The sequence below is a fragment of the Telmatocola sphagniphila genome (assembly GCF_018398935.1).
Lineage (GTDB): Bacteria > Planctomycetota > Planctomycetia > Gemmatales > Gemmataceae > Telmatocola > Telmatocola sphagniphila.
Map to the genome: position 1 here is coordinate 2,354,791 of NZ_CP074694.1, position 22,001 is coordinate 2,376,791.

The window sequence follows — 22,001 nt, forward strand, 5'->3', positions numbered from 1 at the left end:
TGAATGAATCGAGTTTTTGATCTCGGCCCATTCTTCCGAAGTTATTGCACCCCCTTTTCGACCAACCTTAACACTTATCCGAAAAATTTGATTATAATTACTTCCTGCCTGTTTCGTGCGATTCTCTGCTGAATTTTTCGTCTCGCTTTGCCAGCCAAGAGACAACGATGTTCCGATCAAGCGTCTTGTTCCTGTCGTTCCTCCTCAGTTGGGGGCTCCTCCAGTCTAGCCAAGATCCGCTTCTGTGGGCCGACGATAACAAAGAAAAAGCCGACGAAAAAGAGCTGAGCTTTAAAGATATTCTCCCACTACTTCAAGCTAAGTGCGTTCGCTGTCACGGGGAGAAGATCCAAAAGGCGGAACTGGATTTGTCATCACCGACCAAAATCTTCCAGGGAGGCGAATCGGGCCCGGCAGTCGTTTCCCGGCAGCCGGACAAAAGTCCGCTCTTCGAAAAAGTGCATACGGGGGCGATGCCTCCGGCCAAGAATGAGCGACTTACAGCTGCAGAAGTCGAACTACTCCGACGCTGGATTTCTTCAGGGGCCAAGTCCGATTCTGAAAAAAATCGAGAAATCGCCAACGATCTCGCGGGCACACAGCATGAAGTCATTCCCATTTTACTTCGACACTGCATTGCCTGTCACGGTTCGCGTCGCCGGGAAGGCGGCTTAGATCTTCGTACCAAAGCGGCCATGCTCAAAGGGGGCAAGTCCGGTCCGGCGATTGTTCCGGGCAAGCCCGAGGAGAGTTTGCTTGTCAAGAAAATCCGAACGAGTCAAATGCCGCCGCGCGATCGGTTGCTCGAAGTCAGCTTAAAGCCGATTGAATCCTCTGAAACGGAAACTCTGGTCCGCTGGATCGCTGCTGGCGCGAACGAAAAAGTCGTTGAGCCGGATGTTGCGACAACCACGCCGGATCCCCTGGTCGGAGAGAAAGACCGGAGCTTTTGGTCGTTTCAACCCCCTAAAAAGGTCGCAGTTCCCCAACCTGATCAAGCCGCTTTAGTCAAAAATCCCATCGATGCCTTTGTGCTACGAAAATTGGAATCCAAGGGACTGACGCTTTCGAAGGAAGCCGACCGGGCCACTCTGTTGCGGCGAGCGTCTTTCGATTTGACGGGATTGCCTCCCGAACCCGCCGAAGTTAAAGCTTTCCTGGCAGATACTTCAGCAGATGCCTATGAGAAACTCATCGATCGCCTCCTGGCCTCCCCCCGCTACGGAGAGAGGTGGGGTCGCTATTGGCTCGATCTGGCCGGCTATGCCGACTCCGAAGGCAAACGCGAGCAAGATCTCTTTCGACCACACGCCTGGCGTTACCGCGATTACGTCATCCGCGCTTTCAACAACGATAAGCCTTATAATCGCTTCCTTTTAGAACAGCTGGCCGGCGATGAGCTGGTCGACTACGAGCATGCCGCAGTTATAACGCCCGAGATGGCGGACAACTTAGTGGCAACCGGTTTTTTGCGGATGGCCCCCGATGGAAGTTGGGCCAACATTACCGGTTTTATTCCGGATCGTCTGGAGGTGATCGCCGACGAGATGGATATTCTCGGCTCCGGCCTGATGGGTCTGACGATGAAATGCGCCCGCTGCCACAGCCACAAATTCGATCCGATTCCGCAGCGCGATTACTATCGATTGGTAGATATTTTCAAAGGTGCCTACGATGAATACGATTGGCTGCGGCCGGACATTCGACCCGGAATAGGTCCCGTCAGCGAAGATCGGCAAGGCGGCCGTCACCTACCTTATGTCTCGACGGAAGAACGAAAGAACTGGGAAGCGACCAACGCGCAGCTTCGTAAAGAAATCGAAGATCTTAAAACTTCACTAGAACGGAAGACGGCGACCCTAGCGGCGAAGTTCTTAGAAGAACGACTCAATCAGCTGCCTGAAGTCCTGCGTGCCGACCTTCGGAAAATGGTGGCCACACCACCGGCCCAGCGCGATAGCGTTCAAATTTATCTGGCCGGAAAATTCGAGAAGCAACTGAAGCTCGATCGCAATGCCCTGAAAAGCGTAGACGCAGCATTCAAGAAAGAAGTTGAAGCAATTGAAGCTCAATTAGGTACGCTGAGAGCAGGCATAAGACCAGAACAGCGAATTCAAGCACTTTGGGATCGGGGTATACCTTCGCCGACTTACGTTTATCGACGCGGCGATCCGCTTAACACGGGCCGTCTTGTCGGACCGGGCGTCCCCTCAGTGCTAACCGATGGTAAGACCCCCTTTGTCGTCACGGCTCCCTGGCTGGGAGCGAACAAGACTGGCCGACGACTGGCTTTTGCTCACTGGCTCACGGAATCCGAACATCCTTTGACGGCCCGGGTGGCGGTGAATCGACTTTGGAAACATCACTTCGGAGTCGGGATTGTCGCCTCGCTGGGCAACTTCGGCAAAACGGGAACTTTGCCCACTCATCCCGAATTACTCGATTGGCTCGCTCGCGAGTTCGTGCAAACCGGATGGAGCATGAAAGCCATGCATCGGCTAATGATGACAAGCGCCACGTATCGGCAAAGTTCCCATCTCTCTCCAAAATTAATCGAACTCGATCCCGACAACCAACTTTACTCTCGGATGCCGCTCCGACGCATGGATGCCGAATCCCTCTACGATACGCTTCTGCTTTTGGCGGGCCGACTGGACGAAACCCGCTTCGGCCCCGCCGATCCTGTGCAATCCCGGGCTGATGGCTTGGTGATTCCTACCGGTACCTCCAAAGGCTGGCGACGCATGATTTACGTGCAGCAACTCCGCAAGCAGATGATTTCGCATCTGGAGAACTTCGATTTCCCGCAAATGAACCCGAATTGTCTCGAGCGTCGCGATTCGACGGTCGCGCCGCAAGCTTTACATCTGTTGAATGATGGCATGGTGGAACAACTAGCGCAGCAGTTCGCGGCACGAGTAGCTCGGGAAGCCGGCGGAGATGCCCAAAAGCAAGTCGAGCATATTTATTTGGTCGCTATCAGTCGCCTCCCGAGCCAAGAAGAAATGAAACTCGGCGTCGAGGCTCTGCATCAATTGGCCGAAGAGTGGAGCAAATCTGCCAAAAGCAACAAGAGCCCCGAAGATTGCCAGTCGCAAGCTTTAAAGACCTACTGCCATGCAATTATGAACTCCGCCGGCTTTCTCTATCTCGATTAATATCGGCTCCAGACACAATCTGGATTGCCAAATGAGCATTGACGGCTGCCGGTAAGGGCGAATACTTCAGAGAGCAAACGATGTCGAAATTTATCGATTCAGATTTTGCAAGCGCTGCTCGCCTGACGCGCCGGGGAATGTTTCAAAGTGTTTCCGGTGGCCTGTGCGGCGCCGCCCTGAGCTATCTCGTGGGAGATACGCTAACAGGGAGCGCCCAGCTTTTGGCGTCCGAGAAGCCCGGCGACCTGAAACCCCGTCCACCCCATTTTGCTCCCAAGGCGAAGTCGGTCATTCACCTCTTCATGAACGGCGGCCCGAGTCAGATGGATCTGTTCGATCCGAAACCGGAGCTCGATAAACATCACGGTCAGGCCTATGCGGATCGGATCGCGGGAGAAATCGAGTTCCTCAAAGATGCCGGCTCTTTGATGCGCAGCCCCTTCAAATTTGCGAAACATGGTCAGTGCGGTGCCTGGGTTTCCGAAGCGATGCCGCATTTGGCCGGTGTGGTCGATGAAGTCGCTTTTATTCGCTCCATGTTCACTACCAATCTCACGCATGAACCGGCCGTTTACCTGATTCAAACAGGCAAAATGGGCCCCGGCCGACCCACTCTTGGCTCCTGGGTCGTCTATGGTTTAGGGAGCGAAAATCAAAATATGCCGGCGTATATCGTACTGGATGACCCCCGCGGTCTACCGGTCAACGGCGTCGAGAATTGGCAAGCGGGATTCCTGCCACCGATGTTTCAGGGGACGCGATTTCGATCCACGGGTTCGCCGGTTTTAAATTTGAATCCGGAGAAGGAGCGGCCCAAAACGGTTGCAAATGCAGAAAGAGATTTGTTGGCAAAACTCGACCAGCTGCACAAGACCGAACGACCGGGACAACCGGTCCTCGATGCCCGAATTGCGAGTTACGAATTGGCTGCTCGGATGCAATTAGAGGCTACCGACGCTCTCGATATTTCCAAGGAACCTCAATCAATTCGGGATATGTACGGCATCGGCCGCGAGCCGACCGACTCCTATGGTCGACGCTGTCTGATTGCCCGTCGATTGGTGGAACGCGGCGTCCGATTCGTACAACTCTACATCAATCAGCAGATCTGGGACAACCACACTTCACTCGCGAGTGAACTGAAATCCGCATGCAATCGAACCGATCAGCCGACGGCGGCCTTGCTTCGCGATCTGAAACAACGGGGACTGTTTGATTCGACTCTAGTTGTATGGGGTGGCGAATTCGGACGCTTGCCGATAGCGCAATTACCTCCGGACAAAAACGAACGACAAGCCGGCCGCGATCACAACAAGAATGCGTTCTGTACCTGGATGGCCGGTGCCGGGATCAAAGGCGGCACCAGCTACGGTAAAACGGATGAACTCGGAATGGCTGCGGTCGAAAACCGGGTGAGCGTCGGGGATTGGCACGCCACCATTCTGCACCTGCTCGGCATGCACTACGATCAGCTTTTTTATGAACAAAACGGATTGAAAGAGAAACTCACTGGGGTTGAAGAGGCCCACGTGGTTAAAGGAATATTGTCCTAAGCTGTCCAATCAAAAACCTTTCTCAGAACTCGAATGACTTAAGATTCGAATTCTGAGATCGAGCCATTCCCTACGCTTTCGCGTTGAGCCCTAACAACTTATCGTCCGACAAAAATCACATCCAAAAGCTGTGCCGGACGCCCCTCTTTGCTTTCTTTATTCGGAGCCGGTTCTCGAGTGATCAGAATGACTCGATCCGTCTTGGTATCCAGGGTACACGTTTTCGCTCCGGTCTTGGTTTTAACAGTCTCCAGGACCACAAATTCCTTGGGGCTCTTTTCCTTGATCACGCTGAGAGTTCCGTTGCCATGAGAGCTAAAGGCTTCCATGGTGCGAGGATTGAAAACGGCCCCATCGCTATTGCCGGCCAAAGGAAGCGTCGTGAGGATCTTGCCGTCAATGGAGCTGAGAATAACACAGGTGGGTGTTCCTCCGCTGCCACCTCGGCACATCGCAAAAAGAATGTGATTCTTAGTATCGATGGCCAAGCCTGCCGGGGCTTTGCCCTTCTCGCCAAGGTCATAATGGCCAGTAACTTTGAGTGTTTTGGCATCGACGACGGCAATGTGGTGTTCGTTGGCAATATCGAAAAACAGATGCCCTTCGCCATCGGTTACCCCCTGCTCGACAGCGGCATTGCTACCATCAGGACCAATAGCCTCAATCTTTCCGACGACAGTTCCATCTTTGGAATCAACGACGAGGACGTTCGGTGCTCGATGGCTGAGAATAAAAAAATGGTGGGTCGTTGGATCGAAGAGATAACCGTCGGCTCCCGGAGCTGGCAGAGTGGTAATCGCTTCGAGTTTCTTCGTATTAAAAAACGTCGCGGGATTTCCAGCGACCAATCCGGTGTGATTCTCTGGATCGACGGCAACGCCGTGCCCAGACGCTTTTTCCAAAGTTCCCGTCAGCTTATAGGTATCGAGATCGAACACACTAACTGCATTGCCGCAAGCGACATAAACCCGGCGATTGAGACTATCCGCGGTTACGTAGTCGATCCCTCCCAGAGCCGGGATCTGTGTGGTCGTAAGAATCTTATAAGGCTTGTCGGAAACATCCTCGGCCGGTGCGATCTTTGCCAAGGTCAAAAAGACGGATAGCCCGAAAACTGATGCCAGCAAGAAGCGGAATTTTGTAAATCGCTTACTCATACGTACCCCCTGGATGCCGATAAAAACGATGGATTTCAAAGAAGTTGTTTAGATAAAGTATGTCGTTTCTTCGTTTCACCTGTGAAGTTTCACACATTCTCGGAAATTTTATCTTCGCTTTATGCTCCCTTTATTTTCTCGCTAATTTAGTCCCCTCTCTTCACTCTGCTTAACCCGCAGCCCGTTGTTCCGTTCCCATCAAGTGAAGGATCGAAGATAGTCGACTCCTGTTGGTCAACGAATCTGGATCTCCGATGAGTGGATTAAGGGCCCCGGATGGATCGAAGTCGAAATCTCTCTCGGAGCATGAATGTCCTCGCATCCCCAAGGAGTTTTTGGAATCGGAACGGCGCGCGTTGAGAGAATGGGTGTGCCGCAAAAAACGTAAATTCGCACGAATATACGATTGATTCAGTTTTCAGTTCTGAGGACATTCAGGAGACATTGAGTGACGATGTGAAATCGCTGTTCGGATGAATAATTAGGTTCGCAATATGTTTATAATCCTTTTATTGGATTCGCATGGAGAATAGACGTGACAGATGATTATTGGTCAAATTTTAAAGATCCTGATCCGATGCTAGCTTTCCTTCGGCACAAAGCGAGTGATCGCAAGTTTCGGCTTTTTGCTATCGCATGTTGGCGAAGAATCCTCGATCTTATACCAGATGTTAGAAGCAGAGTTGTTATTGAAATTGCCGAAGGCCTAATTGGAGGAAAATTTAATGAACGCGAACTGGTTCTTGCGAGGTTCAATGCTCAGGATGTTTTTGATCCTAATGTGAAAGGCGTTAATTTTGTTCAAGAAATTAATGGAGAAATCCGAGATGCTGCGATGGCGGCACACTGTTTGTCACTCTATGATTTTGTTTCGCTTGATGGAGAACCTTGTAGTCAAAGCGGACTAAACGTTGCTTATGGCACAGCGGATTTAGCTGCCAAAGCTGCATCTCGATCAAGAACATTTTCTGTAGAACGACAGGCTCAAAGTCAACTGATCCGCGACATCCCCGGTAATCCCTTCCGTCCCGCAACCCTCGATCATCGCTGGCAGTCCACCAGTGTCCGTGACCTTGCCCTCTCCATCTACGACAACCGATCCTTCGACCAAATGCCCATCTTGGCCGATGCCTTGGAGGATTCCGGCTGCAATAATCGGGAGATAATCCAGCACTGTCGCGGTGATGGCCCTCATGTCAAAGGTTGTTGGGTAGTCGAACTCATTCTCGGGAAGGAGTGATCAATGACGGAGGAAGAATGGATAAATTCGCCCGATTGGCAGCCATTGATTCAATATTTATCCGGATCCCCGCATTTCAGGGAACGAAAGGTGAATCTCTATATTTGCGCAGGTCTTCGTGTTAACTGGAATCTACTTTACAGTAACTTTTCACGTGAGGCTGTAGAAGTAGCGGAGCGGGCAGCCGATGGCCGAGCCACCGAGAAAGAGATACATGACACACAATGGGCTGCAGAATGTCCGACTTTCGGCTTTGACTTCGATCCAGAATTTATCAGAAATCACAGTTATAATAAATCGAACAACACTGAAGTGAAACGCTTAATAGAAATGGGGGTGTTCAAGGAAGAGGATATTCAAGGCAATAATCCACTAGGCGAAAAAAAAATAGTTGATCAACTTTCCAATTTAGCTCATATAGCCTATCACCTTCCTTATGAATCTAAGAACAACAATTTTTCTGACCATCTTTTAGATCATCTGCAACGCCAAGAAGAATGGCCGGGTGACTGGCTGGTTCGAGAAATCTTCGGTAATCCCTTCCACCCTGTAACTTTCGACCCTCGCTGGCAAACCACCACCGTCACGGACCTCGCCCGCAGCATTTATGCCACTCGTGGCTTCGACCAAATGCCCATCCTGGCCGATGCCCTCGAAGACGCTGGCTGCGATAACCAAGAGATCTTGACCCATTGTCGCGGCGACGGCTCTCATGTCAAGGGTTGCTGGGTCGTGGACCTCATTCTGGGAAAGGAGTAACCAACGAATTGCGACAAACGCCGGTGATCCTGGATGTGAGTGGTGTGAATTCTATCGTCGCTGATCCGGTTTGGGATCGCCTCCAAGGAGGGCTCAGTGCATTATTTTTCAAATGCGACTAGCGACAGACTTACACACTGATCTATTCGTTGAACTGAATCAACTGTCCAGAAAGTAGTTAAATGAGCGGGAACGGGCAAGCCTCTGCTCGACATCTCTTCGATCTAGGTCGATCTTCCCGAAGACGATTTCGCAAAGGCTTGCATTGCTAAGTTGATGTTGAAAGAGGCGCCGAGCCTGCCAAGTGCTATTTGGCTCCTTCTTCCAGAAGGGGAGCAACCGAATTACCCAGCGCCCGGTTCAGTCGGAATTCCGCCCGGTTGTATTCGGCCAGCGAAGCATGATAATCGACGATGGCCTGGCTCATGGCTTGGATCGCCGCCACCACTTCCTGAGGACGGATGATCAGCACCAGCAAGTTACCCACTCGTTTGGTTTGCGGCAGTCCTTCGAAGTTCTTCTCCAAGTTTCGCTTGGCTTCGATGTAGGCGGGGATGGCCACATCCAGCCGAGTACGAGCCGCGTTCACGGAGGCGTAAGCTTGCGACACATCGGCGGCCACTTGATCTTGTGCCCGCAACAGGGTCAGCACGGCCACTTCATTTTCAGATCGTCTCTGCCGAATTTTGGCCCGGTTGCCAAATCCCAAGTTCTGCAGTTCCCAGACCAGCTGAAAGTCATAATCGACACGGCTGCCGAAATCGCTGTTGCTGTAGCTGCCGCCACCAAAGCTTCCGATTCCCAGGGTTCCCGGAGGAGAAGTGGAAGCCGGTCTTGCGAGAACTATCGGCATCAATGGGCGGGTTCGTTCCTGTCTTAAACGCTCGACCGATGCTCTCACCAAGGCAGATTGTGAAGCCAGTTCGGGACGATGCATTAAGGCTATTTGAATCAGTTCTTTCAAAGGCAAATTGGGATCCACCACTTGAAGGCGAAAATCGATAGCTTCTTTCAAAGCCAGCGATTCGCCGGGAGGAAGCCTCAAAATTCGGACCAGCTCGGCCATGGCGATGTAATACTGCCCTTCGGTATTAGCGACAGTCTGTTTGCGTCGCGCCAGTTCGACTTTGGCACGGTTGATTTCGACATCGGGCACCAGACCTTCCGCCATCGCGGAAACCTGGCGAACCAATTCTTCCGCCTGAGCAACCAGGACTTTTTGTGCGGCCAATTCGTATTGGTACTGCAGCACCTGGAAGTAAATCTCACACACCTCCAGCGACACATCGTTGTTAACAGCCTGCTTATCGGAGTATCGAGATTCCAAAACGTTGCGGGCAGCGCGGGGCGCAAATACCGCATCATTGGTGGCCACCACGGCTACGAAACCGACACCATACATCAGGGTTTCCCGAGTGTTAGTCTCAATCGCTCCGGTGGAGATGTTCGAGAAAGGGCCGGAATGGTAATAGTAGTCCGCTCCGACGTCGATGTTCGGCAACCAGAGCGCTCGAGCTCCCTGGTACAGCGCACTGGCCACGCCGATCTGGGCATCCGCCACCCGGTTGTCGATCGCCTGACTATTAGCGATGAGAATCGCCTCTCTCAGCGTGATCGGCTGCCCTCCGGATTTTGGAGGGGTCGATCCCGACATCGTGAGCGATTCATCGGCTTTGAATTTGGAGGGGAAAGAAAGCTCTTTCTTTTGGTCTCCGGTTGGAAGGGGTGTTGGATTCTTCTGATCCGGCACTTTCGGAAGGGGCAAAATGGGGCTGGGTTCCTGAGCTTGTCCCGTCATGGAATAAAGGCATAAAACTGCCGGCAAACAAAAAGCTATATGCCGATACCGCATTGTGAGTCTCCCGAACTTCCTGTTCTGGCAAACAAAATTGTGTCTGTTCGTGGTATCGGTAACGATTATTCTCCGGATGAGGTTTGGTTCCAATCTTCCGAAAACAATTCGCCAATTATGCGTCGTGTGCGGATTGTACGGAGTGGCCCTTTCTCATAAATACTTTGATCGCTTACACACAATCTGAATTGCGAGGAAACATACCCACATTTTCACTCTCGGAATTCGAAAAAAACCAATTTGTAGTGAACAAAATCCACAAAAATCGCGATTCTCTTACAGGCGTGAAGTGTATTTCACGTAAGAAAGTGATAAAATAGATAGTACAATCCCATGGTGAATTTGATGATTTCAAAATGAGATCAATTAGAGTTCGCTATGCGATTGTACCCTGAGATTCAACTTACCAGAAGATAACTCCAGGCCTTCGCTGATTTTATTTCCTACCTTGATGCTTTTAGTTCGCTTCACCTCCCCTCTCCTTGGATGAAGTCGAATCGGATCTGTCCTTTATGAAGGCACTCGATTTAGCATTCAGACATCCCGTCGCCGTGATGGTCGCGATGCTGGGTATTGCTTTTGCCAGTTTGTTCGCGGTCTCTCGCATGCGAACCGATGTTTTCCCCGATCTCAACCTTCCCGTGATTTACGTCGCCCAGCCCTATGGGGGCATGGATCCCGCCCAGATGGAAGGTCTGATTTCCAGCTATTACGAATATGCCTTCCTCTACATGAATGGCATCGACCACGTCGAATCCCGCAACATTCAGAACCTGGCCTTACTAAAGCTCTATTTTCACCCGGGTACCAACATGGCTCAGGCCATGGCAGAAGCCGGGATTTATGCCAATCGAGCCAAAGCCTATTTTCCTCCGGGTACCGTTACGCCTTTCATTATCCGTTTGGACGCTTCCAGTGTCCCCGTGGCGTATTTGACACTCTCCAGTGAGTCGCGCGCGATCAAGGAACTTTCGGACTTAATGCTCTTCCGGTTGCGGCCGATTCTGGCCAGTCTACCTGGAGCTTCCGCACCGCAACCGTTCGGCGGTAGTTTGAGAAGCATCATCGTAAGTCTCGATCCGGAACGATTGCGAGCGTACAACCTATCTCCTCAAGACGTAGCCAGCGCGCTCAGCAACGGCAACATCATCACCCCATCCGGTAACGCCCGCATCAAAGATCAGATGCCGATCGTTTCGGTGAATTCGATCGTGGTCGATCCGCAGGATTTGGGAAATATTCCCATCAAGGTGGAGGAACACGTTTATCTCCGCGACTTGCTGAAGGGCAAAATCGAGGATGGTATGGACATACCATCCGGCTGGGCTCTGGTGAATGGTCGCCGAGCGGTTTACATGCCGATCCTCAAAACCGGGGATGCCTCGACATTGACCGTAGTGAATGAACTCAAAGAAAATCTGGCTCAGATGCAGTCGGTACTCCCCGAGGACGTCAAACTTTCTCTCGAATTCGATCAATCCCCTTATGTGACCGGGGCCGTCAGCGGCGTCGTCGAAGAATCTGCCCTGGGTGCCCTGTTAACCGGTTTAATGGTACTTCTGTTTCTGCGGGATTGGCGGAGTGTCATCGTCGTCGTTTTGACGATTCCCTTGGCTCTGATGGGCGCGGTCGTAGGGCTTTGGGCAACCGGCCAGACGATTAACCTGATGACGCTCGGCGGCTTATCCCTGGCCGTGGGAATTCTGGTTGATGAAGGTACGGTCGTCATCGAGAATATCCATTCTCAAATGGAAATCCAGCCCACTACGGCCCGAGCCATTCTAGTCGGGACTTCGGAAACAATGGTTCCGAATATGCTGGCCATGCTCTGCATTCTCGCCGTTTTCTTACCCTCGTTTTTGATGGAAGGAGCGGCGCGCGGACTCTTTGTTCCGCTGGCCATTTCCGTTGGCTTCGCGATGATCACCGCCTTTGCGCTTTCCATCACCTTTGTACCGGTTCTCTCCGTTTGGCTTCTGAAGCACATCGAGGTGGATGAACATCAAGTACACGGGACCTTCTCCTTCGAAACATTCCGACTCTTCTATGCCCGAACGGTCGGGAGAATTTTACCTCGAAGAAAATTCATCGTACCAATCTACCTGGTCATTATGGCGAGTTTGCTGGTACTATTCGGAAGCCAGGTCGGACGAGAAATTGCGCCGCAGGTGGACTCCGGCCAATTTCAAATGCGCATTAAAGCTCCTACCGGAACGCGACTCGAACTCACTGAAGAGTTGACTCGGGAATCGCTGGAAGTCATCAAGGACGTCGTTGGCGAAGAAAACCTGGCTATCTCGGTGGCGTATGTCGGCACAACCGCACCAACTTACACCGCTAATGCAATCTACTTGTGGACCAGCGGAACCGATCAGGCCGTGGTTCGAGTGGCATTGAAAAAAGATAGCGGTCTGCGAGTCGAAGCGATCAAAGAACGCTTGAGAACGGAATTGAATGACCGCCTGAGTGGTTGGCTCAAAAACCGACTAATCCAATACGGCATATCCCCCGAACTCGCGGACCAGCGAATTACCCAGCTGAAATTCTCCTTCGAACCGGCCGATGTGGTGAATCAAGTGATGAGCTTTGGGGCTTCAACGCCCATTGAAGTTGCCGTGAGCGGTCCGTTCCAAACCGAAAATCGACAGTACGCCGAAAAGGTCGCCGCTAAGCTGAGTGAGATTACCTCTTTGCGAGACCTTCAATTCGTTCAGGCTAACGACTACCCGCGTATTAAAGTGGAAGTCGATCGAGAGCGGGCAGGTCTGGCGGGATTGACGGTGTCTGAAGCGGCCTCATCGCTGATCGCCGCCACCTATTCCAGCCGTTACGCGAACGTCGTTTTCTGGGCCGATCCCACTAGCGGCATCGGCTATCAGGTCCAGGTACAAGTTCCTCCTGCCCGAATGAATTCAATGGCAGAAGTGGGTGAAATTCCTGTAAAATCAACGGATGAAGGCGGCTTGGTTCTACTTCGAGACGTTGCACGTATCGAAAAAGGGACGATGCCTGAGGAATACGACCGTATTAATCAGAAGCGTATGGTTACTCTCACGGCCAACGTGGTGGGAGAAGATCTCGGTCGGGCCGCGGATAAGATTGCCGAAGCCATTAAAGAAGCAGGAGATGCGCCGCGCGGTGCTAAGATCGAGGTTCGCGGTCAAGTGCCTCCCATGCTGCAAATGTTCAGCGGGCTGGCCACAGGTCTGGGCTTGGCCGTGATCGTGGTTTTCTTGATGCTAACCGCTTATTTTCAATCGCTGCGGCTTGCGCTCGTATCGGTCGCTACAACGCCAGCGGTTGTTGCGGGGGTTTCGATCGCCCTGTATTCGACCGGGACCACTCTCAACATTGAATCCTTCATGGGTGCCATCATGGCCATCGGCGTTGCTGTGGCTAACGCGATTCTCCTCGTGACTTTTGCCGAGCGGGATCGGCAGGCGGGAGTGGGTTCTTCGGAAGCCGCCAGAACCGGTGCGGAGGAACGACTCCGGCCGATTTTGATGACGAGTTGTGCGATGATTGCGGGGATGGTTCCCATGGCCCTGGGGATGGGAGAAGGTGGCGAGCAAACTGCTCCCCTGGGTCGAGCTGTGATTGGGGGCCTGCTCTTCGCCACTTTCACAACGCTTCTGGTACTACCGGCGGTCTTCGCCATCGTCATGCACAAATGCCCGATTGGATCTTCCTCGCTGGATCCCGATGATCCGGAGAGTAAGTTTTTCCTAACTCGACGCCTCAAACAGGCAAAAGCAAAATTGACGGCTCGGAAGCCTACTAAACAAAAAAAACCGGCAGTTAGCACTACTCACTAAATTTGGATTCCCGCTGATAAGCAGCTGCTGGAAACTATTTTTTTCACGGATTCCCTGATAGTAAGTAAGCCCGAAGTGGATTAGGTAATTTTTCGATGCCGAACGCCAGCGACGAATACAGGGATGGGATTGAGGTAGCAGAATGAAACCGATTGAAATCGCCATGCGCAGTCCCATGGCCATCATGGTCGCGATGGTATCCATTATCTTCGGAAGTGTCTTTGCCGTTACGCGCATGCGGATCGATGTTTTCCCCGATCTTAACCTTCCCGTGATTTATGTGGCTCAACCTTACGGCGGCATGGATCCCGCCCAAATGGAAGGTCTGATCTCGAGCTACTACGAGTACGCCTTTCTTTACATGAACGGCATCGATCACGTCGAATCGCGGAATATCCAGAACCTCGCTCTGATCAAAATCTACTTCCACCCGGGCACGGACATGGCTCAAGCCATGGCCGAGGCGGGAATTTATGCCAACCGTGCCAAAGCCTTCTTCCCGCCCGGGACCGTGACCCCATTTATCATTCGGCTGGATGCTTCGAGCGTACCCGTCGCTTACCTGACACTGTCCAGCGAAACCCGGGAAATCAAAGAACTTTCCGACCTGATGCTGTTCCGGTTGCGACCCATTCTCGCCAGTCTTCCCGGGGCCTCGGCTCCTCAGCCGTTCGGCGGAAGTCTGCGCAGTATCATCGTGAGCCTCGATCCGGAGAGATTGCGAGCCTACAACCTCTCCCCTCAAGATGTGGCCACGGCGCTTTCCAAAGGGAACACGATTACTCCGTCCGGTAACGCCCGCATCAAAGACCAGATGCCGATCGTCTCCGTGAATTCCATCGTGGTCGACCCGCAGGATTTGGGAAACATTCCGATCAAGCCCGAAGTTCACGTTTACCTGCGGGATTTGTTGAAGGGAAAAATCGAAGACGGTATGGACATCGCTTCGGGATGGGCTCTGGTGAATGGACGTCGGGCCGTGTACATGCCGATCTTAAAAACCGGCGACTCTTCCACTTTGAGCGTTGTGAATGAGATCAAAGAAAACCTGGAACAGATGCAGTCGGTGTTGCCCAAGGATGTGAAGCTGACTCTCGAATTCGATCAATCCCCTGCCGTTACCAATGGCGTCAAAGGCGTTCTTGCGCAATCTAGTCTGGGTGCTTTATTGACCGGGCTAATCATCTTGCTGTTCCTGAGAGACTGGCGAAGCGTTGTCGTAGTCGTACTCACCATTCCGCTGGCTTTGATGGGAGCAGTCGTTGGTCTATTCGCCACCGGGCAAACTATCAACCTGATGACACTCGGGGGACTGTCGCTCGCCGTCGGTATCTTGGTGAGTTCCGCCACGGTTGTGGTTGAGAACATTCATACTCGGATGGCCTACTCGGAGTCCATCGCCGAGGCGGCCAAAGATGGTACCCAAGAGACTCTCGTTCCCGCCTTGCTCGCATTGCTCTGCATCCTGGCCGTATTTTTGCCTTCGTTCTTGATGGAAGGTGCGGCCCGCGGTTTGTTCGTTCCGTTAGCAATCGCGGTAGGTTTCGCCATGATCACGGCCTTTGGGCTTTCAGTCACATTCGTTCCCGTGCTTTCAGTCTGGGTTATGAAGCTAATTCCGGAGAATCCCAATTCGAAGTCAGGTCGATTTTCGTTCGCCCGTCTGCGGAGCTTCTACGAAGGGTTGGTCGGTAGGTTCCTGAACATTCGAAGATTAATGATTCCGACCTACCTTTTAATCAGTTTGGCTCTCATTGCCGTGGTGGGATCGCAGGTGGGTCGGGAAATTGCGCCTCAAGTCGATGCCGGTCAATTTCAAATGCGTATTTCCGCTCCGACCGGAACCCGACTGGAAATCACCGAGGATCTGACCCGGCAGGCGCTCGAGGTGATCAAAGCGAAAATCGGTGAAGATAATATTGCGATTTCCGTTTCTTATATCGGGACGACCGCACCCACATTCACGGCCAACGCCGTGTATCTTTGGACCGCCGGTACCGATCAGGCGGTGGTCCGAATTTCCTTAAGACCCGAGGCGGGTCTTCGAGTGGAGGATGTCGAAGAAATATTACGAAAAGAATTGAGCGAAAAGCTAATCGGCTGGTTGTCGAATAAACTCGTAGATGCGGGGGTTACACGAGAAGTGGCCATCCAACGGGCCGGCCGTTTGACGTTTTCTTTCGAACCGGCTGACGTGGTTAACCAGGTTATGAGCTTCGGCGCAGCGACTCCCCTCGAAATCTCCGTCAGTGGACCTTACCAGGCAGAAAACCGGGCTTATGCGGAGAAAGTCGCCGCAAAGTTGAGTGAGATTTCCACTTTGCGGGATCTCCGCTTCGTTCAAGCCAATGACTACCCGCGTATCAAAGTGGAAGTCGATCGGGAACGTGCCGGATTGGCTGGCCTTACCGTTTCGGAAGCGGCTTCCTCACTGATCGCCGCCACCTATTCCAGTCGCTATGCTACAGTGGTGTTTTGGGCGGATCCAAATAGCGGTATCGGTTACCAGGTCCAGGTTCAGGTGCCTCCCGCCCGAATGAACTCGATGTCCGAAGTCGGCGAAATTCCTGTGAAAGCCACCTCTCAAGGGGGATCGGTTTTACTGAGAGACGTTGCTCGCATCGAAACTGGAACGATGCCGGAAGAATACGATCGTATTAATCAGAAGCGCATGGTCACAATCACGGCCAACGTCGTGGGTGATGATCTGGGACGAGCCGCAGATAAAATCGCCGAAGCTATTAAAGAAGTGGGCGAACCTCCCCGTGGAGCACGTATTGAAATCGGCGGCCAGGTTCCCGCGATGAAATTGATGTTTAGCGGCCTCGCCTTCGGTTTGGTTCTCGCCATCGGCGTGGTGTTTCTGCTCTTAACCGCTTACTTCCAGTCGATACGCCTTGCTATCGTCTCGCTCGCCTCAACGCCAGCGGTAGTCGCAGGAGTCGCGCTCACTTTGTATCTGACGCACACGACGCTGAATATCGAATCGTTCATGGGAGCAATCATGGCGGTTGGCGTCTCGGTGGCGAATGCGATCCTTTTCGTGACTTTCGCGGAACGGGAAAGACAAGCCGGTTTGGGTGCTGCCCAGGCAGCAAAGACCGGCGCGGCGGATCGTTTCCGAGCTATACTGATGATGAGTTGCGCGATGATCGCCGGGATGATTCCCATGGCATTGGGTATGGGAGAAGGGGGAGAACAAACCGCTCCGCTGGGTCGAGCGGTAGTCGGCGGGTTGGTCTTCACCACTTTCACCACCTTGCTGATACTGCCTTCCATTTTTGCCTTGGTAATGGGTAAGAGTGCAATCGGTTCTTCTTCTCTGCACCCCGATGATCCCGATAGCAAGTATTTCTCGCACGAAGCAATGCCGGTCGGTGCGCATACCCCGGCCGTACATCAATCGGCCGTGGAAGTTATTGATGACTCGATATTCCCGCCCGAGGGAACTGACGAATCTGCTGATTCCAATCCCAATTCGTCGCCCTTAGATGAACGAAAAACTGATTCTGAAACCGATAAGCCTAAGGAGTAATTATGGACGTTCTCACAGAACCAAAATCTGGGAATGGCGCCCACTTGGGCGCGAAATTTGTCTGGATCCTTCTCGCCACTTTGCCAATCCTCAGCAGCGGCTGCGGTAAGAAAGTCGCCGCTAAGGCGATCGTAGAGATTCGCCAGGTAGAAGTCACCAATCCGGTACGTGCCAATATCACTCGTTTGATTGAACAGCCGGGATTTTTACGGCCGTACGAAGAAACTCCGATTTACACCAAGATCGCCGGCTACGTCGATCAGGTTAACGTCGATATTGGTGATCACGTCACCAAAAACTCGGCGCTGGCCAAACTCTGGGTGCCGGAAATGGTCCAGACCCTTCATGTGAAGGAGGCCATGATTAAGCAGGCCGAGGCGGACGTCAATCAATCCAAGGAAGCTGCCAACTCGGCCAAGGCTTTCGTCGTGGCGGCCAAAGCTCGCATCCAGGAAGCCATTGCCGGTGTCAATCGGTCCAAGGCGGATGTCGAACGGTGGCAATTGGAATACGATCGAGGTCGAAAATTGTCTACATCCGGCGTATACGACAGACAGACTCTCGAAGAAACGCAAAGCCAACTGCGTTCTACTCAAGCCATCGAGGAAGAAGCCCGAGCGAAACTGGAAACAGCCCGCGCCAATTTCGAACAATCGAGTGCTCAGTTCCATAAAGCTGAGGCGGATATCGAATCGGCTTCCGCTCGATTACTAGTGGCCAAGGCCGATTTTAATCAGTGGAAGGATTGGCTGGCCTACTCCGAAATTCGGGCTCCTTTCGATGGTATCATTACGCTTCGAAATGTTCACACGGGGCACTTCCTGCAACCTTCGGCATCGGGTTCATCCATTGCCACGGCTCATCCTTTATTCACCATGATGAGAACCGATATTATGCGGCTCGCCGTTCAGATACCGGAGAAAGACGCTGTTTTGGTCAAAGAAGGCGATCCGGCTCTGATTCGATTTCAGGCCCTTCCAGGAAAAGAATTCACCGATAAAATCACTCGTTTCTCCTGGTCTTTGGATGAACACTCCCGAACTCTCACCGCTGAGATTCATCTGAAGAATACCAAAAATGAACTTCGGCCCGGCATGTATGCCAACGTCACCATCTCCGCAATACTTCCGGATGCTATGAAATTGCCCCCCGAAGCGGTGCTGACCGATGGCGATATCAGCTACTGCTTCCGCGTGGAAAATGGTAAGGCTCGAAAGACGATTCTTCGGCTTGGGGTTCAGACGACGGACGCCGTTCAGGTTCTCCAAATGTTATCCGAAGAACCCAAACCAAACCTTCCAATCAAATGGGAAACCATCACAGGAAAAGAGCAGATCGTCACCTCCAATCCGGGCTCACTCGTCGATGGTCAAAATGTGGAAGTGAAGATAGCTAAACAGTAATTGACCCGGTAAAAGCCAACCGAAACTGGCTGTCAATTCACTGAGACGGACGAGTCTCTTGGCTACTGCTCAAATTGCAACTGGACTGCTGAACTTCTGAGGCAACTATTGAGCCTCAGAAGTTTTTTCCGTTTAAGTGCTTCGGTTTTTTGTTCCGGGAACAACTCAGACACCGCTCCCATCAGACTCACCCCTGCTCCAGTGCGCGAAGCTTTCTGGAACGCCTGTAGTGTTGGAAAGAGTTTCACGCGAGTCCACTCCTCACAGCTTTGATTACCGGTTTTCCCGATTCTTAAAAAGTGATTCGGAGAGCTTCATGGATCGTCGTCGCTTTGTCGCCTCGGGACTGGTCGCATCGCTCAGCACGACAGTGCTGGAAAACCGCACTTTCGCCGCCGCAGAAACGACGTCTCGCAAGAGGATCGCTTTCCTCGGTACCGTCGTCCACCAGCACTCGCACGCACAGCATTTTTTGGATCGCTTCGCCATGGGATACAACTGGGGTGGCATGTGGCAGGCGCCCCGGCTCGATATCGCTTCGATTTTTATCGATCAGTTTCCTAAAGACGATCTCGCGAAAGCTCGCATTGCCAAATACAAATTGAAAGCGGTGCCGACGATTGCAGATGCTCTGACCTTGGGGACCGAAAAGCTCGCCGTCGACGGAGTGGTCCTGATCGCCGAGCATGGCGACTATCCTGTGAACGAAAAAGGGCAAAAGCGCTATCCTCGGTATCAATGGTTTCAGGAGATTGTCAAGGTCTTCGAGAAAACCGGTCAATCCTGTCCAGTGTTCAACGACAAGCATCTCTCCACGGACTGGGAAGAATGCGTGAAAATGGTAGCAGACGCACGACGTCTGAGATTTCCCTTCCTGGCCGGTTTCTCCCTCCCCGCGACCAGGCGACTCCCGTCGATCGACCTGCCGCTGGGGGTCCCTTTGGAAGAGAGCGTCTGTGTCGGCTACGGAGGCGTTGACAGTTACGATATCCACGGACTGGAAACGGCCCAATGCATGTCCGAACGCCGTCAAGGGGGCGAAGTGGGTGTGAGCAGCGTGCTCGCCTTGAAAGGACAAAAGGTGTGGGAAGAACTAGCCAGGCCCGAACGCAAATCGACCCGGCAATTACTCGTCGCCGCTCTAAGTCGTAGCCACAATCTTCCCGTCGAAGGGGGCTATCCGTCAGATCCGATCAGCTTTGACTGGGCCCGGAAAGCACTTCTCGACTCTACGGCCTATCTCATCGAACATCGCGACGGCTTCCGAACTACGATGTTGCTAGCTCCCATCCGCGATTTTAATTATGCCGGCTTGCGAAAAGACACAGGCGAGATCCTCTCCTGCCAGATGTATCTCCCGATGCCGTCTTACGGGGCTACGACAGCGGACTTCTTCAACCCCCTGGCGCGGCATATCGAGAATATGATCTTAACGGGTCAGGCGCCCTACCCGGTCGAGCGAACGCTCTTGACCTCCGGAATGGTCATCGGGGGCGTCGATTCATTGCACGCCGGCCAGTCTCTCGTTAAGACCCCTAAACTGGCAGTGAAGTACGCCGGTCCGAAGGAATCGACCTACTGGCGAGAGTAATAAGGAATCTCTCGCCTAAGTGACAGCGACGTCGTGAATGCAATTTGGAAATCCTGACTTGATTTGCCTCGCTCAGCGACGCGGATTGCCTTCCCACAAGCTAGCGATTATGGCGTATCCGACAGGGTCCTGATCCTTCAATTCGCAGCGGATAAAGGGGTAGTGATCGCTGACAAGAAAATAACTTTTCATCAACTCGGCAAAATATTCCCTGTCACTGCTTAACGATGGGTGGGGTACGCGTTGGCCGTCAAATCGGAGAACCGATTCATATTTACCACTCTTTTTGGCCTGTTCGTAAGCGGCCTTGACCTTCTTGCCCAGTTCGGAATCTTTCTTCGAAGCCTGGCGATCGTAATAGGCGAGCGCCAATTCCTGGAGCAAGTCGGACTGCTGGAGCAAAACCCATTTCTGCATGCGTTCCGGATCGCGGATCTCCATCGCTCCAGATTTGTCTGGATTCACGCCTTCACTCGCCAACAATTCCCTGCTTCCGCAATACCGAACGTAAGGACCGGCCGTCTGGCCGATCTCCAGCCAGATCGGCACTTCGTGCAGTTGCCTACGTCCCGGCTCGCCTAAGAAGTGGTTGATCATATGCAACTTATAGTTCAGAAGCGTTACCATCGTCGAACAAAGTCCAGGTTGTTCCAGCAATTGTGGGCTGATATAGACGGTCCAGCCCTCCACATTCCGTTTTTCGTATCGAGAAGTGGGAGTGAATTTTTCAGTGGCTGGAGAGTCCTTGGCGAACTCCGGGCGAGAAGATTTCTGATTTCTCATTTGCAGGTAGGTCACCAGTTCTTTCTCTTTCTTCAATATCTCTTCCGGCTGGACGCCCCAGTAACGTTCGAGAATCCGAACCATTTGCGGATCGTGCTCCCGGAGTTCCGCCCGGACGAATGGGTAGAAGTCGTTGACAGCAAAGTAGGCTTCGGTGCTTTCCGCCCAATATTCCATGCGATTGGTTCGAGCGTAATGGGAACCGATCCGGCCGTCCCAGATTTTGACTTTCTCGTATTTCCCCTCTTTCATCATCCGCTCGTAATTCGCTTGGCATTCCGCATTGCCGTAGTCGCTCCCTTGGCCGATGAAGTGAAAATCGTAGGCATGCGCCAACTCGTGGAACACGACAAACGGATGGCGATAGCTATCTCCCAGATGCGTCTTGATGCTCAGCGACATAAACGACTTCGGGTCTTTGGGAATCGTATATCCCTGATCGAGCAGCCAATTCCGGTCCGGATGATAAGACAAGTCCACTTTCTCCTGGTACTCGATCAAAAGCGCGTTGTTTTCCTGCATGTTGGTGACCGCTAATGCGGGCGCAGCTAACTTGATCTGGTAGAGTTCCCAGCGCAGGTGTTCCAACGTCTGGGCCATCGGCTTGGGATATTGCTTGCTTGCCGCGCGATTGACGTAAACAGTCCAACCTTCCAGGTTGCGTATCTCAAAACGGTCCTCAGAACTCGCCTTCGCGGCCGGAGAATCCTGAGCCAGTACCCGCGATCCCGATAGATCAGAAAGAGCTGTTCTCAGCCCCAGGATGATTACGACGATCAAATACTTCATAGGTTTTCCAAGTTTCTCATGGCATGAATTTCCGAAAGTTTCGCTGGCCGAAATAACGAAGCCATTTCTAAAAGCCGCTTAACAGCAGTGAGGGGATCGCAATTAAACGCACGAGATTAAATCCAAAACGCTGAAGACCGGCGAGAAGGGCAATCAGCCGTCAGGGGCCCTGCTCCTCTAAAACTTGATTTAGCAAATTTGGCCTGCTCCCTGCGGGAGAAATTGAAAAAACTGGAAATTCCAGAATGTGACGGAACGGGCCCAAGGCGTGATGCTTTCGGATGAAAAAGCCGATTATTCTTTGGCTCCGACACGTGCGAAGGAACCCGGACGAATCTGTCCCGCTTCTAACCGTTCGGCGCGGAC

The 22,001-nt window shown here is 52.5% G+C and carries 11 protein-coding genes; 8 read left to right on the plus strand and 3 right to left on the minus strand.

Features of this window, described 5'->3' with window-relative positions; all coding sequences use genetic code 11:
- Nucleotides 1-167: 167 nt before the first annotated feature.
- Complete coding sequence (locus KIH39_RS09405; protein ID WP_213499077.1) at nucleotides 168-3,158, plus strand: DUF1553 domain-containing protein; 2,991 nt, start codon at nucleotides 168-170, stop codon at nucleotides 3,156-3,158.
- A gap of 80 nt (nucleotides 3,159-3,238) precedes the next feature.
- Complete coding sequence (locus tag KIH39_RS09410; RefSeq protein WP_213499078.1) at nucleotides 3,239-4,711, plus strand: DUF1501 domain-containing protein; 1,473 nt, start codon at nucleotides 3,239-3,241, stop codon at nucleotides 4,709-4,711.
- A gap of 98 nt (nucleotides 4,712-4,809) precedes the next feature.
- On the opposite strand, the gene KIH39_RS09415 is transcribed toward KIH39_RS09410, so the two are convergent.
- Nucleotides 4,810-5,868, minus strand: a complete 1,059-nt coding sequence (locus tag KIH39_RS09415; protein ID WP_213499079.1) for a YncE family protein — start codon at nucleotides 5,866-5,868, stop codon at nucleotides 4,810-4,812.
- Between the two features lie 535 nt (nucleotides 5,869-6,403).
- Here KIH39_RS09415 and KIH39_RS26595 point away from each other — a divergent pair.
- Nucleotides 6,404-7,108, plus strand: coding sequence for a hypothetical protein (locus KIH39_RS26595; protein ID WP_246539625.1), 705 nt, complete (start codon nucleotides 6,404-6,406; stop codon nucleotides 7,106-7,108).
- 3 nt (nucleotides 7,109-7,111) lie between these two features.
- Nucleotides 7,112-7,867 carry a hypothetical protein gene (locus KIH39_RS26600; RefSeq protein WP_246539627.1) on the plus strand — a complete coding sequence of 252 codons (756 nt, stop codon included), beginning with the start codon at nucleotides 7,112-7,114 and terminating at the stop codon, nucleotides 7,865-7,867.
- Between the two features lie 307 nt (nucleotides 7,868-8,174).
- Here the strand turns inward: KIH39_RS26600 and KIH39_RS09430 are convergent, their stop codons facing one another.
- Nucleotides 8,175-9,719, minus strand: a complete 1,545-nt coding sequence (locus tag KIH39_RS09430) for a TolC family protein (protein WP_213499080.1) — start codon at nucleotides 9,717-9,719, stop codon at nucleotides 8,175-8,177.
- A 512-nt stretch (nucleotides 9,720-10,231) separates the two neighbouring features.
- Here KIH39_RS09430 and KIH39_RS09435 point away from each other — a divergent pair.
- From KIH39_RS09435 to KIH39_RS09450, 4 genes are all read left to right on the plus strand, one after another.
- Entirely contained in the window at nucleotides 10,232-13,534 is a 3,303-nt protein-coding gene (locus KIH39_RS09435; protein WP_213499081.1) for an efflux RND transporter permease subunit, read from the plus strand.
- Nucleotides 13,535-13,676: 142 nt separating this feature from the next.
- Nucleotides 13,677-17,069, plus strand: a complete 3,393-nt coding sequence (locus KIH39_RS09440; protein ID WP_213499082.1) for an efflux RND transporter permease subunit — start codon at nucleotides 13,677-13,679, stop codon at nucleotides 17,067-17,069.
- Between the two features lie 2 nt (nucleotides 17,070-17,071).
- On the plus strand, nucleotides 17,072-18,472 hold the full coding sequence (locus KIH39_RS09445; protein WP_213499083.1) for an efflux RND transporter periplasmic adaptor subunit: 1,401 nt from the start codon (nucleotides 17,072-17,074) through the stop codon (nucleotides 18,470-18,472).
- Nucleotides 18,473-18,788: 316 nt separating this feature from the next.
- Nucleotides 18,789-20,063, plus strand: a complete 1,275-nt coding sequence (locus KIH39_RS09450; protein ID WP_213499084.1) for a hypothetical protein — start codon at nucleotides 18,789-18,791, stop codon at nucleotides 20,061-20,063.
- 72 nt (nucleotides 20,064-20,135) lie between these two features.
- Here KIH39_RS09450 and KIH39_RS09455 read toward each other — a convergent pair whose 3' ends face one another.
- Nucleotides 20,136-21,635 (minus strand): hypothetical protein, encoded by a 1,500-nt coding sequence (locus tag KIH39_RS09455; RefSeq protein ID WP_213499085.1) that lies wholly within the window; start codon nucleotides 21,633-21,635, stop codon nucleotides 20,136-20,138.
- Between the last annotated feature and the right edge of the window lie 366 nt (nucleotides 21,636-22,001).